Origin of the sequence: Gordonia sp. UBA5067 (assembly GCF_002414845.1) — a bacterium.
In the GTDB taxonomy this organism is placed as follows: domain Bacteria; phylum Actinomycetota; class Actinomycetes; order Mycobacteriales; family Mycobacteriaceae; genus Gordonia; species Gordonia defluvii.
This window is the reverse complement of sequence record NZ_DIAX01000004.1, coordinates 25,763-39,804: the sequence shown is the minus strand read 5'-3', so window position 1 is coordinate 39,804 and position 14,042 is coordinate 25,763. Positions and strand designations below refer to the sequence as shown.

Annotated in this window: 12 protein-coding genes and 1 pseudogene; 6 read left to right on the top strand and 7 right to left on the bottom strand. The window is 68.9% G+C overall.

The window, feature by feature from the left end; all coding sequences use genetic code 11:
• Positions 1-121: 121 nt before the first annotated feature.
• Positions 122-973 carry a universal stress protein gene (locus B4M62_RS00790; protein ID WP_290703703.1) on the bottom strand — a complete coding sequence of 284 codons (852 nt, stop codon included), beginning with the start codon at positions 971-973 and terminating at the stop codon, positions 122-124.
• Between the two features lie 18 nt (positions 974-991).
• Between B4M62_RS00790 and nucS the strand changes: the two genes are divergently transcribed.
• Positions 992-1,675, top strand: a complete 684-nt coding sequence (gene nucS / locus B4M62_RS00785; RefSeq protein WP_290703701.1) for an endonuclease NucS — start codon at positions 992-994, stop codon at positions 1,673-1,675.
• 26 nt (positions 1,676-1,701) lie between these two features.
• Here nucS and B4M62_RS00780 read toward each other — a convergent pair whose 3' ends face one another.
• Positions 1,702-2,862 (bottom strand): hypothetical protein, encoded by a 1,161-nt coding sequence (locus tag B4M62_RS00780; protein ID WP_290703699.1) that lies wholly within the window; start codon positions 2,860-2,862, stop codon positions 1,702-1,704.
• A 9-nt stretch (positions 2,863-2,871) separates the two neighbouring features.
• The gene (gene mce, locus B4M62_RS00775) at positions 2,872-3,327 is read right to left on the bottom strand and encodes a methylmalonyl-CoA epimerase (protein ID WP_290703697.1); all 456 of its coding nucleotides are present in this window, start codon (positions 3,325-3,327) and stop codon (positions 2,872-2,874) included.
• Between the two features lie 76 nt (positions 3,328-3,403).
• Between mce and B4M62_RS00770 the strand changes: the two genes are divergently transcribed.
• The 3 genes from B4M62_RS00770 (at position 3,404) to B4M62_RS00760 (ending at position 6,000) form a co-directional block, all read left to right on the top strand.
• Entirely contained in the window at positions 3,404-4,600 is a 1,197-nt protein-coding gene (locus tag B4M62_RS00770) for an acetyl-CoA C-acetyltransferase (protein WP_290703695.1), read from the top strand.
• A gap of 66 nt (positions 4,601-4,666) precedes the next feature.
• Positions 4,667-5,047 carry a DUF3817 domain-containing protein gene (locus B4M62_RS00765; RefSeq protein ID WP_290703693.1) on the top strand — a complete coding sequence of 127 codons (381 nt, stop codon included), beginning with the start codon at positions 4,667-4,669 and terminating at the stop codon, positions 5,045-5,047.
• Between the two features lie 53 nt (positions 5,048-5,100).
• Positions 5,101-6,000, top strand: coding sequence for a tetratricopeptide repeat protein (locus B4M62_RS00760; RefSeq protein WP_290703707.1), 900 nt, complete (start codon positions 5,101-5,103; stop codon positions 5,998-6,000).
• A 38-nt stretch (positions 6,001-6,038) separates the two neighbouring features.
• Here B4M62_RS00760 and B4M62_RS00755 read toward each other — a convergent pair whose 3' ends face one another.
• Positions 6,039-6,470, bottom strand: a complete 432-nt coding sequence (locus tag B4M62_RS00755) for a hypothetical protein (protein WP_290703691.1) — start codon at positions 6,468-6,470, stop codon at positions 6,039-6,041.
• A 393-nt stretch (positions 6,471-6,863) separates the two neighbouring features.
• Here B4M62_RS00755 and B4M62_RS00750 point away from each other — a divergent pair, with 393 nt between their 5' ends.
• Positions 6,864-8,051 (top strand): acyl-CoA dehydrogenase family protein, encoded by a 1,188-nt coding sequence (locus B4M62_RS00750; RefSeq protein WP_290703689.1) that lies wholly within the window; start codon positions 6,864-6,866, stop codon positions 8,049-8,051.
• Positions 8,048-8,436 (top strand): annotated as a pseudogene (locus tag B4M62_RS00745) (CoA transferase); the annotation flags it as partial. The gene B4M62_RS00750 and the pseudogene B4M62_RS00745, both read left to right, overlap by 4 nt.
• A 12-nt stretch (positions 8,437-8,448) precedes the next feature.
• Here B4M62_RS00745 and glgB read toward each other — a convergent pair.
• The 3 genes from glgB to B4M62_RS00730 are packed head-to-tail and all read right to left on the bottom strand — an operon-like array spanning position 8,449 to position 14,034.
• Positions 8,449-10,692 (bottom strand): 1,4-alpha-glucan branching protein GlgB, encoded by a 2,244-nt coding sequence (gene glgB / locus B4M62_RS00740; protein ID WP_290703687.1) that lies wholly within the window; start codon positions 10,690-10,692, stop codon positions 8,449-8,451.
• Positions 10,689-12,743 carry an ATP-dependent DNA helicase gene (locus B4M62_RS00735; protein WP_290703685.1) on the bottom strand — a complete coding sequence of 685 codons (2,055 nt, stop codon included), beginning with the start codon at positions 12,741-12,743 and terminating at the stop codon, positions 10,689-10,691. Before B4M62_RS00735 ends, glgB begins: the two co-directional genes overlap by 4 nt.
• Positions 12,733-14,034 carry a nicotinate phosphoribosyltransferase gene (locus tag B4M62_RS00730; protein ID WP_290703682.1) on the bottom strand — a complete coding sequence of 434 codons (1,302 nt, stop codon included), beginning with the start codon at positions 14,032-14,034 and terminating at the stop codon, positions 12,733-12,735. Before B4M62_RS00730 ends, B4M62_RS00735 begins: the two co-directional genes overlap by 11 nt.
• Positions 14,035-14,042 lie beyond the last annotated feature (8 nt).

Here is a 14,042-nt window from a genome sequence, read left to right as displayed (position 1 = left end):
GTAGGACACCGCCGAACACAATTTGCGCAAAGCGCCCCCGGATTCGTCCGGGGGCGCTTTGTCGTTTCCGGGTATTGACCGGCCGGGTCAGCTGTTTGGGCGGCTCCGGCGGTGGGTGGGCTCAGACGGTGTCTTCGGCCGGCGACGGCAGAACGACGACCGGCACCGACAGCACACGCAACATCTTGGCGGCTGTCGAGCCGAGGAAGATCCGCTGCGGCGCGGCCAGGCGGCTCGACCCGACGAGAAGGATGTCGCCGTCGTGCCAATCGAGGCGCTCCACCGCGTCTTCGATGGTTGAGCCGTGGGCAAGGGAGATCGTGACCTCGACGCCCTCGGGCAGGCCGTCGCGCGCAGTCTGCAGCACCGTCTGAGCGTGTGCGGTCGCGCGGTCCTTGGCCTGGGGGTCGGCGCCGCCGGTGGGTAGCTGGTCAAGGGCGACGAGCGAAATCAGTCGCAACGGTATCCGCGACCGGCGCGCCGCTCCGATGGCGAGATCGAGGAGGCCCGGCGCGCCCGGCCGTGAACCGATGGCGCACGTGATTTGTGTGGTCCGCGCTATCGGCGAGTTGCGGATCCCGCGGGGTGCGAGCACAACGGGCAGCGGTGACGAGCGCAGGAGGTCGTTGACGACGCTTCCCAGCGAATGGCTGCCGATCATTCCTCCGCCCGAACCACCGACGACGATCGCCGCCGCGCCGACCCGGCGTGCCTCGGCGATGATCCCGGACGGGATCGAGTCGTGGAAGGCGATATGGGCTTCGGACCGAATGTCAGGGACGAGCGCGCGGGCATCGTCGAGCCAGTCGGCGGCCTGCTCGCGCAACACCTCGGTCAGCGCCGGCCCCGGATCGCCGCCCGGAGCAATCAGCCCGATATCTAGCTCGGCCCCAACCGAGCGGGCCACGCGCCCGGCGAGCTTGACCGCATCGGCACCGCCGTCGTTGGCCAGATAGGCCACGAAGATTCTCATGTGTCTAAGCTAGCCGTTGTGCGTCTGGTCGTAGCGGAATGTCAGGTTGATTATGCGGGGCGGCTTACCGCCCATCTGCCGATGGCGCGTCGCCTGCTCCTGATCAAGGCCGACGGATCGGTGAGCATCCACGCCGACGATCGTGCATATAAGCCGCTGAACTGGATGAGCCCGCCCTGCTGGCTGACTGAGGAAGACGTCCCCGAGGACGTCGTGGCCCATGCGGTGTGGGTGGTGACGAACAAGGCCGGCGAACAACTGCGGATCACCCTCGCCGATATCGAACACGATTCGAGCCACGAACTCGGGGTAGACCCTGGACTGGTCAAAGATGGGGTCGAGGCACACCTTCAGGAGTTGCTCGCCGAGCACGTGGACACCCTCGGCCCGGGATACACGCTGGTGCGCCGGGAGTATCCGACCGCCATCGGCCCGGTCGATCTGCTGTGCCGCGACGCCGACGGCGCAACGGTCGCCGTCGAGATCAAGCGTCGTGGCGAAATCGACGGGGTCGAGCAGTTGACCCGCTACCTCGAGCTACTCAACCGCGACGCCAGTATCGCCCCGGTCAGCGGTGTGTTCGCCGCCCAGCAAATCAAGCCGCAGGCGCGCACCCTCGCGACCGACCGGGGGATCCGCTGCCAGATCCTCGACTACGACGGGCTGCGCGGGATGGAGAGCACCGAGTTCCGGTTGTTCTAGCCGGGCGGTACCCAGTAGACGGCCGATCAGGACTGGGGCGGTCGAGCCGGGTTGGGGCGGGTCCGGACGGCGATCGGCCCGGTCGTCGCTGCGCTCGGTCCGGTGTGCTGTTCATGGGTCGGCGTGACCGACCCGCGGTGCGGTCCCGAGCGTGTGACGGCACCGCTGTTGGCGATGCGATCGGCCAGGGCCGTTTGATCCTCGTCGTCTGACGCATCGGCGACGTCGTCGAGCTCGGCTGCGGAGATCTCGGGTGCCGCGGCGAGATATTCGGCCAATGCGCGGAGCTGATCCTGAACGCGCTGGTGTGCCGACCGGGTACGCGCGGCCACCGATCGAGCGCTGCGCAGTCGTTCGGCAGCGAGGTCATGCGCGGCGGCTCGCGTCTTCTCGGCCAGCTCTGTTGCCTCGACGGTGAGGTGCCGGGCCTCGGCGCTCGCGTCGGCGGTGACCTTCTTCGCTGCGGCGGTCGCGGTTTCGAGCGTCTTGGTGGCCTCGGTCCGGGCGGCGGTGAGAACGGCCTTCGCCTGTGCTTCTGCGTCGGCGGTCATCTTCTTCGCCTGGGCGCCGGCGGTCTCGCGAATCTGATCTGCCTCGGTCGACGCTTCGGCGGTCAGCTTGGCCGCCTGGGCCTTCGCCGTGGAGGTGGACTTCGTGGCCTCGGTTTGCGCCCGCGTCGTGAGCTTGTCAGCCTCAGTCTTCGCGGCGGCGAGCAACTCGGCACGACGGTCGGCCGCGACCCGTTCGTCGTGCTCGAGTTTGTCGGTACGTTCGACGAGTACCTGCTCACCCCGGGCCAGCGCGGTCGTTGCGTCCTCCCTCGCCACCGCTGCCTCCTGCTGGGCGATCGAGCGCAGTTCGTCCGACTCGGCCTGTGCGGTGGCGCGGATCTCCGATGCCTCGTCAGAGGCGAGCTGAAGCATCCGGGAGAGTCGCTCACTCATGCCCGCCGCCGTCGTCGGCGGGACGGCCAGCTTGTCGACCTCGCGGCGGAGCCGGTCGACTTCTTCTCGGGCCTGCTCGAGATGGATGGTCAGTTCGCGGGCGTGGGCGCCCGCCGAATCGCGATCGGTGGCGAGGAGGTGAAGTTCGGAGTTGAGTCGTGCCAGCTGGTGGTCGACCATGTCGCGGTCGTACCCACGGCGGACGAGGGGGAACTGCGGTGGGCGCTCGGCGGAATCAGCCATGGCCCAAGTCTAGTGCGCGCCCGGCTTGGGCTCGACGAGTTCCAGCAGTACGCCGCCGGCGTCGCGCGGGTGGACGAAGTTGATCCGCGAATCGGCCGTACCACGTTTGGCCTGCGGGTAGAGCACGCGCACACCGGCGGAGGTGAGGCGGGCCACCACGTCATCGAGGTCGGTCACGCGCACCGCGAGTTGTTGCAGGCCGGGGCCGCTGCGATCGAGGAACTTCGCGATCGTCGACTGTTCGTTCAGCGGTGCGAGGAGCTGGATCACCGCGCCGGTCGTGCCCGACGGGCCGACCATCGCTTCGCGGACCCCTTGTTCTTCGTTGGTCTCCTCGTGCAGGGTGACGAAACCCAGGTGCTGGGCGTACCAGGCCTTGGCCGCGTCGAGGTCGGGCACGGCGATACCGACGTGATCGATCCCGACGACCAGTTCGCTGATGAGGGCGGTGGGCGAGCTACTCATGGGCTAACGGTAGCGTTGTGGTGCAGCGATCCGCTCTGCCGGGTCGGCAAAGAACCACATCGCACAGGAGTTTCCCATGGCCAGTCCCCGGTCCAATCCCACCGTCATCGTCGGCGGCGCGCGCACGCCGTTCGGCCGCCTGCTCGGAGCACTGAAGGATTTCAGCGCCGTCGACCTGGGTGCCATCGCCATCCAGGGGGCGCTGGACCGCTCCGGGGTGCCGGCATCGGCCGTGGACTACGTGATCATGGGCCAGGTCTTGACGGCCGGCGCCGGCCAGATGCCGGCGCGGCAGGCGGCGGTCAAGGCGGGGATCGGTTGGGACGTACCCGCCCTGACCATCAACAAGATGTGCCTATCGGGGATTGACGCGATCGCGCTAGCCGATCAGCTGATCCGGGCCGGCGAATTCGAGTGCGTGATCGCCGGCGGTCAGGAGTCGATGACCCGGGCGCCGCACCTGCTGCCGGGCAGCCGGAGCGGATTCAAGTACGGGCCGGCTGAACTGGTGGACCACACGGCGTTCGACGGCCTGCACGATGCGTTCACCGATCAGGCGATGGGTGCACTCACCGAGGCACACAACGACACCGACGGCTTCACCCGCGACCAGCAGGACGAGATCGCCGCCCGCAGCCACCGGCTCGCGGCCGCCGCGGCGCAAAGTGGCGCCTTCGCCGACGAGATCGTCCCGGTGCCCATTCCGCAGCGCAAGGGCGATCCGGTCGAGTTCAGCGTCGACGAGGGCGTCCGGGCGGACACGACGGTCGAGGGCCTGGGCGGGTTGCGGCCCGCATTCCGCAAGGACGGCACCATTACCGCCGGTAACGCGTCGCAGATCTCCGACGGCGCCTGTGCCGTCGTCGTCATGAGCAAGGCGAAGGCGGAGGAACTCGGCCTGGACTGGCTCGCCGAGATCGGTCCGCACGGCGTTGTCGCCGGGCCGGATTCCAGTCTGCAGGAGCAACCGGCCAACGCCATTGCCAAGGCCTGCGCGCGGGCGGGGATCGCCCCGGCCGACCTCGACGTCGTCGAAATCAATGAAGCTTTCGCCGCGGTCGGCCTCGCCTCGACCCGAGCCCTGGGCATCGACCCGGCGAAGGTGAACGTCAATGGCGGCGCGATCGCAATCGGTCACCCCATCGGCACCTCGGGTGCACGAATCACCCTGCACCTCGCCCTCGAACTGAAGCGCCGCGGCGGCGGGGTCGGGGCGGCGGCACTCTGCGGGGCCGGCGGCCAGGGCGACGCGCTCATCATCACCGTCCCGTAATATCACCGTCCCGGATAAACCGGCCCGTTTGCGGTGCGCCCGCCGCGTGGCCTGAAAGGCTCAATAGTGACTTCGTTCTTTGATCTATCCACCCCGGCCAAGCGGTTCCGGTTCGTCGCCGTCGCCGAGGCGATCACCTGGGCGGCACTACTCGTCGCGATGTACTTCAAGTGGGTGCAGGGCATCGACTCCGCGGTGCGCATCCCGGGCATGGTGCACGGCATCGTGTTCTTGGCGTTCGTGGTGGTTTCGTTCCTCACCGCGTACGCGCTCAAGTGGAACCTGCTCACGCTGGGCCTCGCCCTGGTCTCGTCGTTGCCGCCGTTCGGCACCCTCGTCTTCGAGTGGTGGGCGCGGCGCGCCGGGCACCTCGCGGAACTGTCGGATGGCGCCGCTGCGCCGGAGGTCGGCGCACCGCCGCACGAGCATGACAAAATAGACGTGTGAGCAGACCAACCAATCGTCAACGGGCGGCCGCGCAACAGCAGGCCGCAGCAGCCATGTCCGGGGCGGTCGATCTGTCCGCGCTGAAGGACCGTGCCGATGCACAGCGGACCGCGCAGGCGACGCCCGCGCCGGCCGCCGGTGCGGAGCGCCCGGCGGGCGGAGATGTTTTCGACGTCACCGAGGCGGCCTTCGAAGCCGACGTCATCGAGCGGTCGACGCGCCAGCTGGTGGTCGTCGACCTCTGGGCGACCTGGTGTGAGCCGTGTAAGCAGCTGTCCCCGGTGCTGGAGTCGATGGCCGCCGAGTCCGGTGGGCGGTGGGTGCTGGCCAAGGTGGACGTTGACGCCAATCCGCGGATCGCACAGGCATTCCGTGCGCAGTCCATCCCCATGGTCGTCGCACTGGCACACGGCCAGCCGGTGTCCGTCTTCACGGGGGTCAAGCCCCGGGCGGAGATTCAGGCCTGGCTCGACGAAATCTTCACCCAGATCGGACCGGCCTACCCCGACCCCGACCCCGGCGCGGGTGCCGAGGTTGCGGAAGAGGTTGCCGATCCGCGCATGGTGGCGGCCGAGGACAAGCTCAACGACGGCGACGTTGACGGGGCGCTCGAGGACTATCGGGCGATCGCTGATGCCGAGCCGGACAACCTCGAGGCCGCGTCGCTCGTGCGCAACCTGACCTTCGTAGCGAGAGCGTCGAAGCATCCGGCCTCGGCAGTCGAGTCCGCGACGCCCGGCGACGTCGACGCCCAACTGGCGGCCGCCGACATGGAATTGTTCAACCAGCAGCCTGACGCGGCGTTCGATCGGTTGGTCGAGTTGGTTCGGGCGACCACCGACGACGACCGGGCACGCGTGCGCGCCCGGTTGCTGGAGTTGTTCGAACTGTACGAGCCGAATGAGCCCGTCGTGATGGCCGCGCGCCGGAAGCTGGCGTCGGCGCTGTTCTGAGGCGCATCACCGGTGAGCGGTTCGTCCTCTCGCGACCGTTAGCCGACGGCGGCGGATGCGACGCCGGGCACCTGCCACGGTCCGCCATCGCTGAGGATGTGGATGGTGCCGATCAGCCGCCCGGCGCCCGGGAAGATCGCGGCCTCCAGTTGGCCGCTGAATGGTCCTGGACAGGGGCGCACGGTCACCGATCCACTACGCCCGGTGCTGACGCTGGTGTAGTCGAAGCGGACGTAGTGCCCGGCGGCGCCGCGGTCACAGGCATCACCGCCCGGTGAGCTGATCAGCACGGCGCCGCGCGGGCCGGTACGGACACGAATCGGTGCCGACCAAATCGTCCAATAGCCGATTCCCGTCGTGATGATCCCTTGCGCGGGTGACTGGACAACGGGCAGCGGCGCCGCGCTCGCCGCGCCCGCAGTGCCCGTCATTGCGACCGCGACGGCCGCCAGCATCGCGCTCGCGCTCAAGCTCCCAATTGTGGCGTGGGCTTCTCGTCGTCGAATCCTCATCTGCCGATCGTGCCCTGAATCGTGCCGATCGTGCCCTGAATCGTGCCGATCGTGCCCAAACCATGCGATTCTCCGAACCCACGGCGGTTGGGTCCAGCTGGCTACGCGAATCGGGTCCGACTGATCCATTCGCGGTAGAACGGCGCCACCTCCGAGGCGCGCCCATGGTCGGTGGACGAGTGCTACGGCGATCCACGGGGCGATCGTGGTCGGAGCCCCGCTCGGCGGCTGATTGACGGGGTGGCCGGCGACCCTGCGCACGTACGGTGTGTGTAATCGTTTGCGCAACGCGTCGCAACCGGCACGGAAAGACTGGTCGCACCATGCTGCCAGCCACAATGAGGAGTAGTCATGGCCGAAACCCGTACCGTCACCCAACTGTTCGCCCTGGACACCTTGCTGACCGAGGAGGAGATCGCGATCCGCGACACCGTTCGCAAATTTACCGCCGCGCGGATCCGTCCGCATGTGGCCCAGTGGTTTGACGAGGCCCAAATACCGGTGCGCGAACTGGCCAAGGAGCTCAGCGGCCTGGGGGTGCTGGGAATGCACTTGGAGGGCTATGGGTGTGCGGGGACCAGCGCAACGGCCTACGGCCTGGCCTGTCTGGAACTCGAAGCCGCGGACTCAGGGATTCGGTCGCTGGTCTCGGTGCAAGGGTCGCTGGCGATGTTCGCGATTCACCACTGGGGGAGCGAGGAGCAGAAGGAGCACTGGCTGCCGCGGATGGCCGCCGGCGACGCGATCGGTTGCTTTGGGCTGACCGAGTCGGATTTCGGTTCGGATCCGGGGGGGATGCGGACCCGTGCGGTGCGCGACGGTGACGACTGGGTGCTCAACGGCGCCAAGATGTGGATCACCAACGGCTCAGTGGCCGATGTGGCCGTGGTATGGGCCAACACTGACCTTGAGGAGGGCTCCCGCGGGATCCGCGGCTTCGTGGTGCCCACCGACACGCCGGGCTTCTCCGCGCCGGAGATCAAGAACAAGATGTCGCTGCGGGCCTCGGTCACCTCGGAACTGGTACTGGAGGACGTGCGGCTGCCGGCGTCGGCGATGCTGCCGAAGGCAGCAGGGCTGCGGGGTCCGCTGAGCTGCCTGAACGAGGCGCGCTTCGGGATCATCTTCGGGGCGATCGGCGCGGCCCGGGACTGCCTGGAGACGGCCGTCGACTACGCCCAGACGAGGCTGGTGTTCGACAAGCCGCTCGCCGCCTACCAGCTCACCCAGGCCAAGCTGGCCGATATGGCGCTCGAGGTTGGCAAAGGTCATCTGCTCGCCTACCAGCTGGGCCGGCTCAAGGATGCCGGTGAGGTTGAGCCGGCGCAGGTGAGCCTGGGCAAGCTCAACAACTGCCGCGAGGCCATCAAGATCGCGCGGGAGTGCCGCACGATTCTGGGGGCGAACGGGATCACGCTCGAGTACCCGCCGATCCGGCATGCGAACAACCTCGAGTCGGTGCTGACCTACGAGGGTACTGCCGAGGTCCACCAGCTCCAGATTGGCCGTGCCCTGACCGGCGCTTCCGCCTTCCGGTGAGTAGCGGAGCGCTCGACGGCCTGGCGCTCGACGGCCTGGCGCTCGCCGACTTCGGACGGGTGCCGGCCGGGCCATATGCGACGATGCTGCTGGCCGATTTGGGCGCCGAGGTCGTCAAGATCGAGCAACCCGGAACGGGGGACGACACGCCGTCGGCGGTCTGATGAGCATCAAGCTGTTCGCCAGCGCGGACCGTCCGCTGGTCCTCGCGGTTGGCAACGATCGGCAGTTTGCCGCGCTTGTCGGCGAACTCGGCGCGCCCGGGCTGTCCGACGACCGGCGCTTCGTGACCAACACCGAGCGCGTCGCGCACCGCGAGGCCCTGGCCGCGACGCTGACCGGCCGGCTGGCGACGGACACCACCGACGGCTGGTCCGCCCGGCTGAGGTATTGATTTTCAGCGCAACTCGAGCCAGACCGACGAATTTGCCTGCAGCGGCAGCGCAATCGAGGTCGCCCGCCCCTGCCACGCGATGTCGGTCGTCTCATAGACTGCTCCCACGGCGCCCGCCTTCGCACCGCCATAGCGCTCATCGTCGCCGTCGAAGATGACGCGCCACCGGCCCGGGTTGGGCATGCCGACCCGATACTCGGGGAATGGTGCCGGTCCGACGCTGAAGAGGCAGACAATTGTCGAGGACTCACCGCGTCGACAGAAGCCGAATACCGGCGACGATGCGTCGCCGACGGAGATCCACTCGTAGCCGTCGGACCTCGTATCGCGCGCGTAAAGGGCCGGATGCACGCGGTTCAAGGCGTTCAGGTCGCGCACGAGCAGTGAGATCCCGCGATGCAGGTGTGCGTCGGGACCGTCGTCGAGCTCGTGCCAGTCGACGCCCCGATGGTCGGCCCACTCGGCGGTCTGCCCGAACTCCTGCCCCATGAACAGCAACTGCTTGCCCGGATGACTCCACTGATACGCGAGGAATTGGCGGACCGCGCGCGCCTTGGCGTCGGCATCCCCAGGCATCCGTGTCCATAGCGTGCCCTTCTCGTGGACGACCTCGTCGTGCGACAGGGGCAGGAGGAACCGCTCGCTGAATGCATACATCAGGGAGAAGGTGATCTCGTGGTGGTGAAACGCGCGGTCGGCGACGTCGCGCGAGAGGAAGGCGAGGGTGTCGTGCATCCACCCCATATTCCATTTCAGCGAGAAGCCCAGCCCGCCGGTGGCGGTGTCGCGCGTGACCCCGGGCCATGAGGTGGACTCCTCGGCGATAGTCAGCACCCCGGGCTGCGCGTGCTGGATCGCGTCATTGAGTTCGCGCAGGAAGGCAACGGCCTCCAGGTTCTCCAGGCCACCGTGGATATTGGGCGTCCACTGTCCGGGCGCCCGGGAATAGTCCAGGTAGAGCATGGAGGCGACGGCGTCGACGCGCAGGCCGTCGACGTGGAAGCCGGCCAGCCAGTACAGGGCGTTGGCAATGAGGAATCCGGCGACTTCGCGACGGCCGTAGTCGAAAACCAGGGTTCCCCAATCCGGGTGGTCGCCGCGCTGCGGGTCGGCGTGCTCATAGGTGGGCGTTCCGTCGAAACGCGCCAACGCCCATGCGTCGCGGGGGAAGTGTGCGGGCACCCAGTCGATCAGCACGCCGACGCCGCGCCGGTGCAGCGAGTCGACCAGGAATCGGAAGTCGTCCGGGGTGCCCAGGCGGGCGGTCGGCGCATAGTACGAGGTGACCTGGTAGCCCCACGAGCCGCCGTAGGGGTGTTCGGCGACGGGCAGCAGTTCGACGTGGGTGAAGCCCATTGCCACCACGTAGTCGGCCAGTTCGAGGGCCAGCTCCCGATATCCCAACCCCGGGCGCCAGGAACCGAGGTGCACCTCATAGATGCTCATCGGCCGCGACAGGGCGTCGGTGCCAGACCGCTGGGCCATCCACTGCGCGTCGCCCCAGCGGTAGCGGTCGTCATCGACGATGACCGAAGCGGTGGCCGGCGGTGTCTCGGCGGCCCGTGCCATTGGATCGGCCTTGTCGACGATGGTTCCGTCGGCGCCGTGGATGCGGAATTTGTACAACTCGCCGGCGCGGACCTCGGGCAGGAATACCTCCCACACGCCGCCGTGCCCGAGCCGCCGCATCGGGGCGAGTCGTCCCTCCCACCCCTCGAAGTCGCCGACAACGGTCACGCCCCGGGCCATCGGGGCCCAAACGGTGAATGCGACGCCGGACACGCGGCCGAGGCCGGTCGTGCGCATCATCACGCGTGCCCCGAGTACCTCCCAGAGACGGCGGTGGCGCCCCTGTGCGATCAACCGCAGGTCGTCGTCGCTGATGGTGGGTGCGAATCGGTATGGGTCGGCGACGACGAAGGCGCGGTCGGCGGAATCATGGGCACAATCGCGGTCCGGGTGCGGCCCGTAGTGCACGCGGTAGCGGTAGTCGGGGAGCGGGTGGTCGGGATCCCAGCCGACGGCGCCGACCCACACTCCGTCGGCGTGCTCGGCCAGCGCGTACTCGTCAGCACCGAGCAGAACCGATACCGCGGTTGCCTGCGGGCGCAGGACGCGGAATGCCAGGGCCCCGCCGCTGAGCCGGTGGGCACCGAGGACCGAGTGTGGATCGGTGTGGGCGAGGCCGGCCAGTGCGGCGAGGTCGGGCGCCGGAAGCCGGGGATCGGCGCCCGCCGCCGCACTCATGCCGTTAGCCGGTCAAGGGCGGCGAGGACGGTTGCGGTGTCAGTCGTCTTCCAGAACGGCGGCAGCGAGGCGATGAGGTAGTTGCCGTACCGGGCGGTGGCGAGTCGGGAATCGAGAACGGCGACGACCCCGCGGTCCGCGGTGGACCGGAGCAGACGGCCGGCGCCCTGGGCCAGCAGCAGGGCGGCGTGGTTGGCGGACACCGACATGAATCCGTTCCCGCCGGCCGCTTCGACCGCGCGGGCGCGGGCACTGGCCAGCGGGTCGTCGGGTCGCGGAAACGGGATGCGGTCGATGACGACCAACGACAGCGAGTCGCCCGGCACGTCGACGCCCTGCCACAGTGACAGGGTGCCGAACAGACACGTCGCGGGATCGTCGCTGAATCGGCGGACCAGGGTCGACGTCGAATCGTCACCCTGGCACAGGATGGTGTGGTCGGTGTTCTCGCGCAGCGCCTCGGCGGCCTCGCGGGCCGCCCGCATCGACGAGAACAGGCCGAGGGTGCGGCCGTGCGCAGCCGTCATCAGGCCGCTCAACTCGGCGAGCAGTTGAGCTGAGAGACCACCGCGACCGGGCGGCGGCAGGTGCTTGGCGACGTAGAGGATTGCCGAGCGCGGATAGTCGAAGGGCGATCCGGCGTCGAGTCCGCGCCACCGCATGGGCGCCTCGTCGGCGGGCACCTCCTTTCCCGTGGCGGTGACCTCGCCGATGGTTGCCGACTCGGTGTGGGCCTGGTTCCCTGCGACGGGAAGGCCCCAGGTGGTGGCGAGCGCATCAAACGAGCCGCCGACGACCAGGGTCGCCGAGGTGAGGATCACGGTTGCGTCGGCGAACAGGGAGGCTCGCAACAGGCCGCCGACGGAGAGCGGGGCGATGCGCAGCACCCGGCGCGGGCCGGTTTTCAGCGGGTCCTCGGCCAGCCACACGACGTCGCGCCGCTTGGCCGGGTCGGGCTCGTCGAACGCGGTGAGGACGCGCACGGCTGCATCGTGCAATTCTTCCAGGGAGGTCATCGCCGCCGATCTCGCGGCCGCCGCATCGCCGTCGGCGTCGCCCGCGGCGCGGACCGGACCGATTCCGCTGCGTGCTCGCCACAGCCGGTCCCGCAGGCTCGCGAGTGCCGAATCCCATCCGGTTGGGAGCGCGGTCAGCAACCGTGGTGCGGCGTCGTCGAGCAAGGTGCCCAGCAGCTCTCCGCCGCCGATCACGTCGTCGACGAGTTCCTCGTCGACGAGCTTCGCGGCCCGGCGGGCGGCGAGGGTGACCGAGGCGGCGGACAGTTCGTCGGTGGCCACAGCGGTGATCCGGTCGGCCAACTCGTGCGCCTCGTCGATGATCACCACATCGTGCTCGGGCAGGATGTTCGCCGGCGAGAGCGCGTCAATCGCCAGCATCGCGTGGTTGGTCACGACGATGTCGGATTGTCCTGCCTGGGCTCGGGCGCGCTCGGCGAAGCAGTCTTGGGCGTAGCTGCAGTTCGTCGCGCCGAGGCATTCGCGTGCGGTGACGCTGACCTGGCGCCAGGAACGGTCGGCGACGCCGGGGCTCAGGTCGTCCCGGTCGCCGGTCTCGGTGTCCGAAGACCACTCGCGCAGCCGGGTGACCTCGCGCCCGGTACGCGACGTCTCGAAGGCGTCGAAGAGTTCTGAATCCGGCTCGTCGGCGACGCCGCCATGAATCTTATTGAGGCACAGGTAGTTGGCCCGGCCCTTGAGGATGGCAAACGCCGGTTCGGAGCCGAGTGGCCCGGCGAGGGCGGCCGCCAGGCGCGGTAGATCGCGTTCGACGAGTTGGCGCTGCAGAGCGATCGTGGCCGTGGAGACGACCACCGTCTTGCCCGTTTCGACGGCATGCGCGACCGCTGGTACGAGATAGGCCAGGGACTTGCCGGTGCCGGTCCCGGCTTGCACAGCCAGGTGCTCGCCGGTGTCGATGGCGTGGGCCACCGCGTTGGCCATGCGGACCTGGCCGTCGCGGGTCGATCCGCCCAAGGCCTCGACGGCGGCGGCGAGCAGACCGGTGGTTTCGGTGGCGACTTCAGAAGGCATAGCGCGTGGGGATGGCCGGCTCGCCGTGGGAGAGCCCGAGGCCCTCCCACGGCAGCGTGACGAGTGCGGCGCGCAAGTGGTCCCGCGCGTCGTCGAGGGACGGCAGTGCGTCGACCGGGCCGCCGTCGCGGATCAGCGCCGTTTGCAGTGGGGCCAGGGTGTGCCCGGCACTGTCCGGGGCCGGGGTCCCCGAGGGGTGGAGAACTTCCTCGACGACCGTGCCAGACGGCCGGGCGAGGCGCACCGCGGACTTCGCGCCGCCATGGGACACCTTGTGGCTCGACCGCTTCTCGACGGGAATGCCGTCGATCTCGACGAGCTTGTAGACCATTCCGGCCGTCGGGGCTCCGCTCCCGGTGACCAGCGAGGTTCCGACGCCATAGACGTCCACCGGCTCGGCGCGCAACGAGGCGATCGCGTACTCGTCGAGATCACCGGACACGACGATCTTGGTCTTCCGGGCGCCCAGCCCGTCAAGTTGATCGCGGACCTGCCGGGCGAGGATTCCCAGGTCGCCGGAATCGATGCGCACCGCGCCCAGCTCCGGCCCGGCGGCTTCAACCGCGTTGGCGACGCCGCGGGTGATGTCGTAAGTGTCGACGAGCAGGGTCGTGCCCGGGCCCAGGCGATCCACCTGGGCCCGGAAGGCGGCGGGCTCGTCGGGGCCGCCCGAGCCGGTGAACAGGAGGGTGAAGGCGTGCGCCGCGGTGCCGGCGCTGGGCACTCCGTACGTGCGTGCGGCTTCAAGATTCGACGTCGCGGTCAGACCCGCCAGGTAGGCGGCCCGTGCGCTGGCCACGGCCGCCCGTTCGTGCGTGCGTCGCGAACCCATTTCGATAATCGGCCGTGACCCGGCGGCGCAGACCATGCGCGCGGCGGCCGACGCGATCGCGCTGTCGTGGTTGAGGATCGACAGGATCAGCGTCTCGAGGATCACTGCGTCGGCGAAGGGCGCGCGCACGGTGAGGATCGGCGATCCGGGGAAGTAGAGTTCACCCTCGCGGTAGCCGTCGATGTCGCCGGCGAAGCGATAGTCGGCGAGCCACTGCAGGGTGTCGCCGTCGAGGAAGCCGCTCACCGCCGCCAGTTCGTCGGCGCCGAACCGGAAGTCGGCGAGTGCGTCGACGAGCCGTCCGGTACCACCGACCACACCGTAGCGGCGGCCATCGGGAAGGCGCCGCGCGAACACCTCGAAAACGCAGGGCCGGGACGCCGCCGGGTGGGTTCGGGCCGCCGCAATCATGGTCAGCTCGTAGTGATCGGTGAGCAGGGCTGTGCTAGGGCGGGTCACTCTCGATA

What these genes read in the sequence shown, in the direction of transcription:
- B4M62_RS00790 (WP_290703703.1), bottom strand. Translation starts at nt 973, where the DNA reads ATGAGAATCTTCGTGGCCTATCTGGCCAACGACGGCGGTGCCGATGCG.
- B4M62_RS00780 (WP_290703699.1), bottom strand. Translation starts at nt 2,862, where the DNA reads ATGGCTGATTCCGCCGAGCGCCCACCGCAGTTCCCCCTCGTCCGCCGT.
- mce (WP_290703697.1), bottom strand. Translation starts at nt 3,327, where the DNA reads ATGAGTAGCTCGCCCACCGCCCTCATCAGCGAACTGGTCGTCGGGATC.
- B4M62_RS00770 (WP_290703695.1), top strand. Translation starts at nt 3,404, where the DNA reads ATGGCCAGTCCCCGGTCCAATCCCACCGTCATCGTCGGCGGCGCGCGC.
- B4M62_RS00760 (WP_290703707.1), top strand. Translation starts at nt 5,101, where the DNA reads ATGTCCGGGGCGGTCGATCTGTCCGCGCTGAAGGACCGTGCCGATGCA.
- B4M62_RS00750 (WP_290703689.1), top strand. Translation starts at nt 6,864, where the DNA reads ATGGCCGAAACCCGTACCGTCACCCAACTGTTCGCCCTGGACACCTTG.
- glgB (WP_290703687.1), bottom strand. Translation starts at nt 10,692, where the DNA reads ATGAGTGCGGCGGCGGGCGCCGATCCCCGGCTTCCGGCGCCCGACCTC.
- B4M62_RS00735 (WP_290703685.1), bottom strand. Translation starts at nt 12,743, where the DNA reads ATGCCTTCTGAAGTCGCCACCGAAACCACCGGTCTGCTCGCCGCCGCC.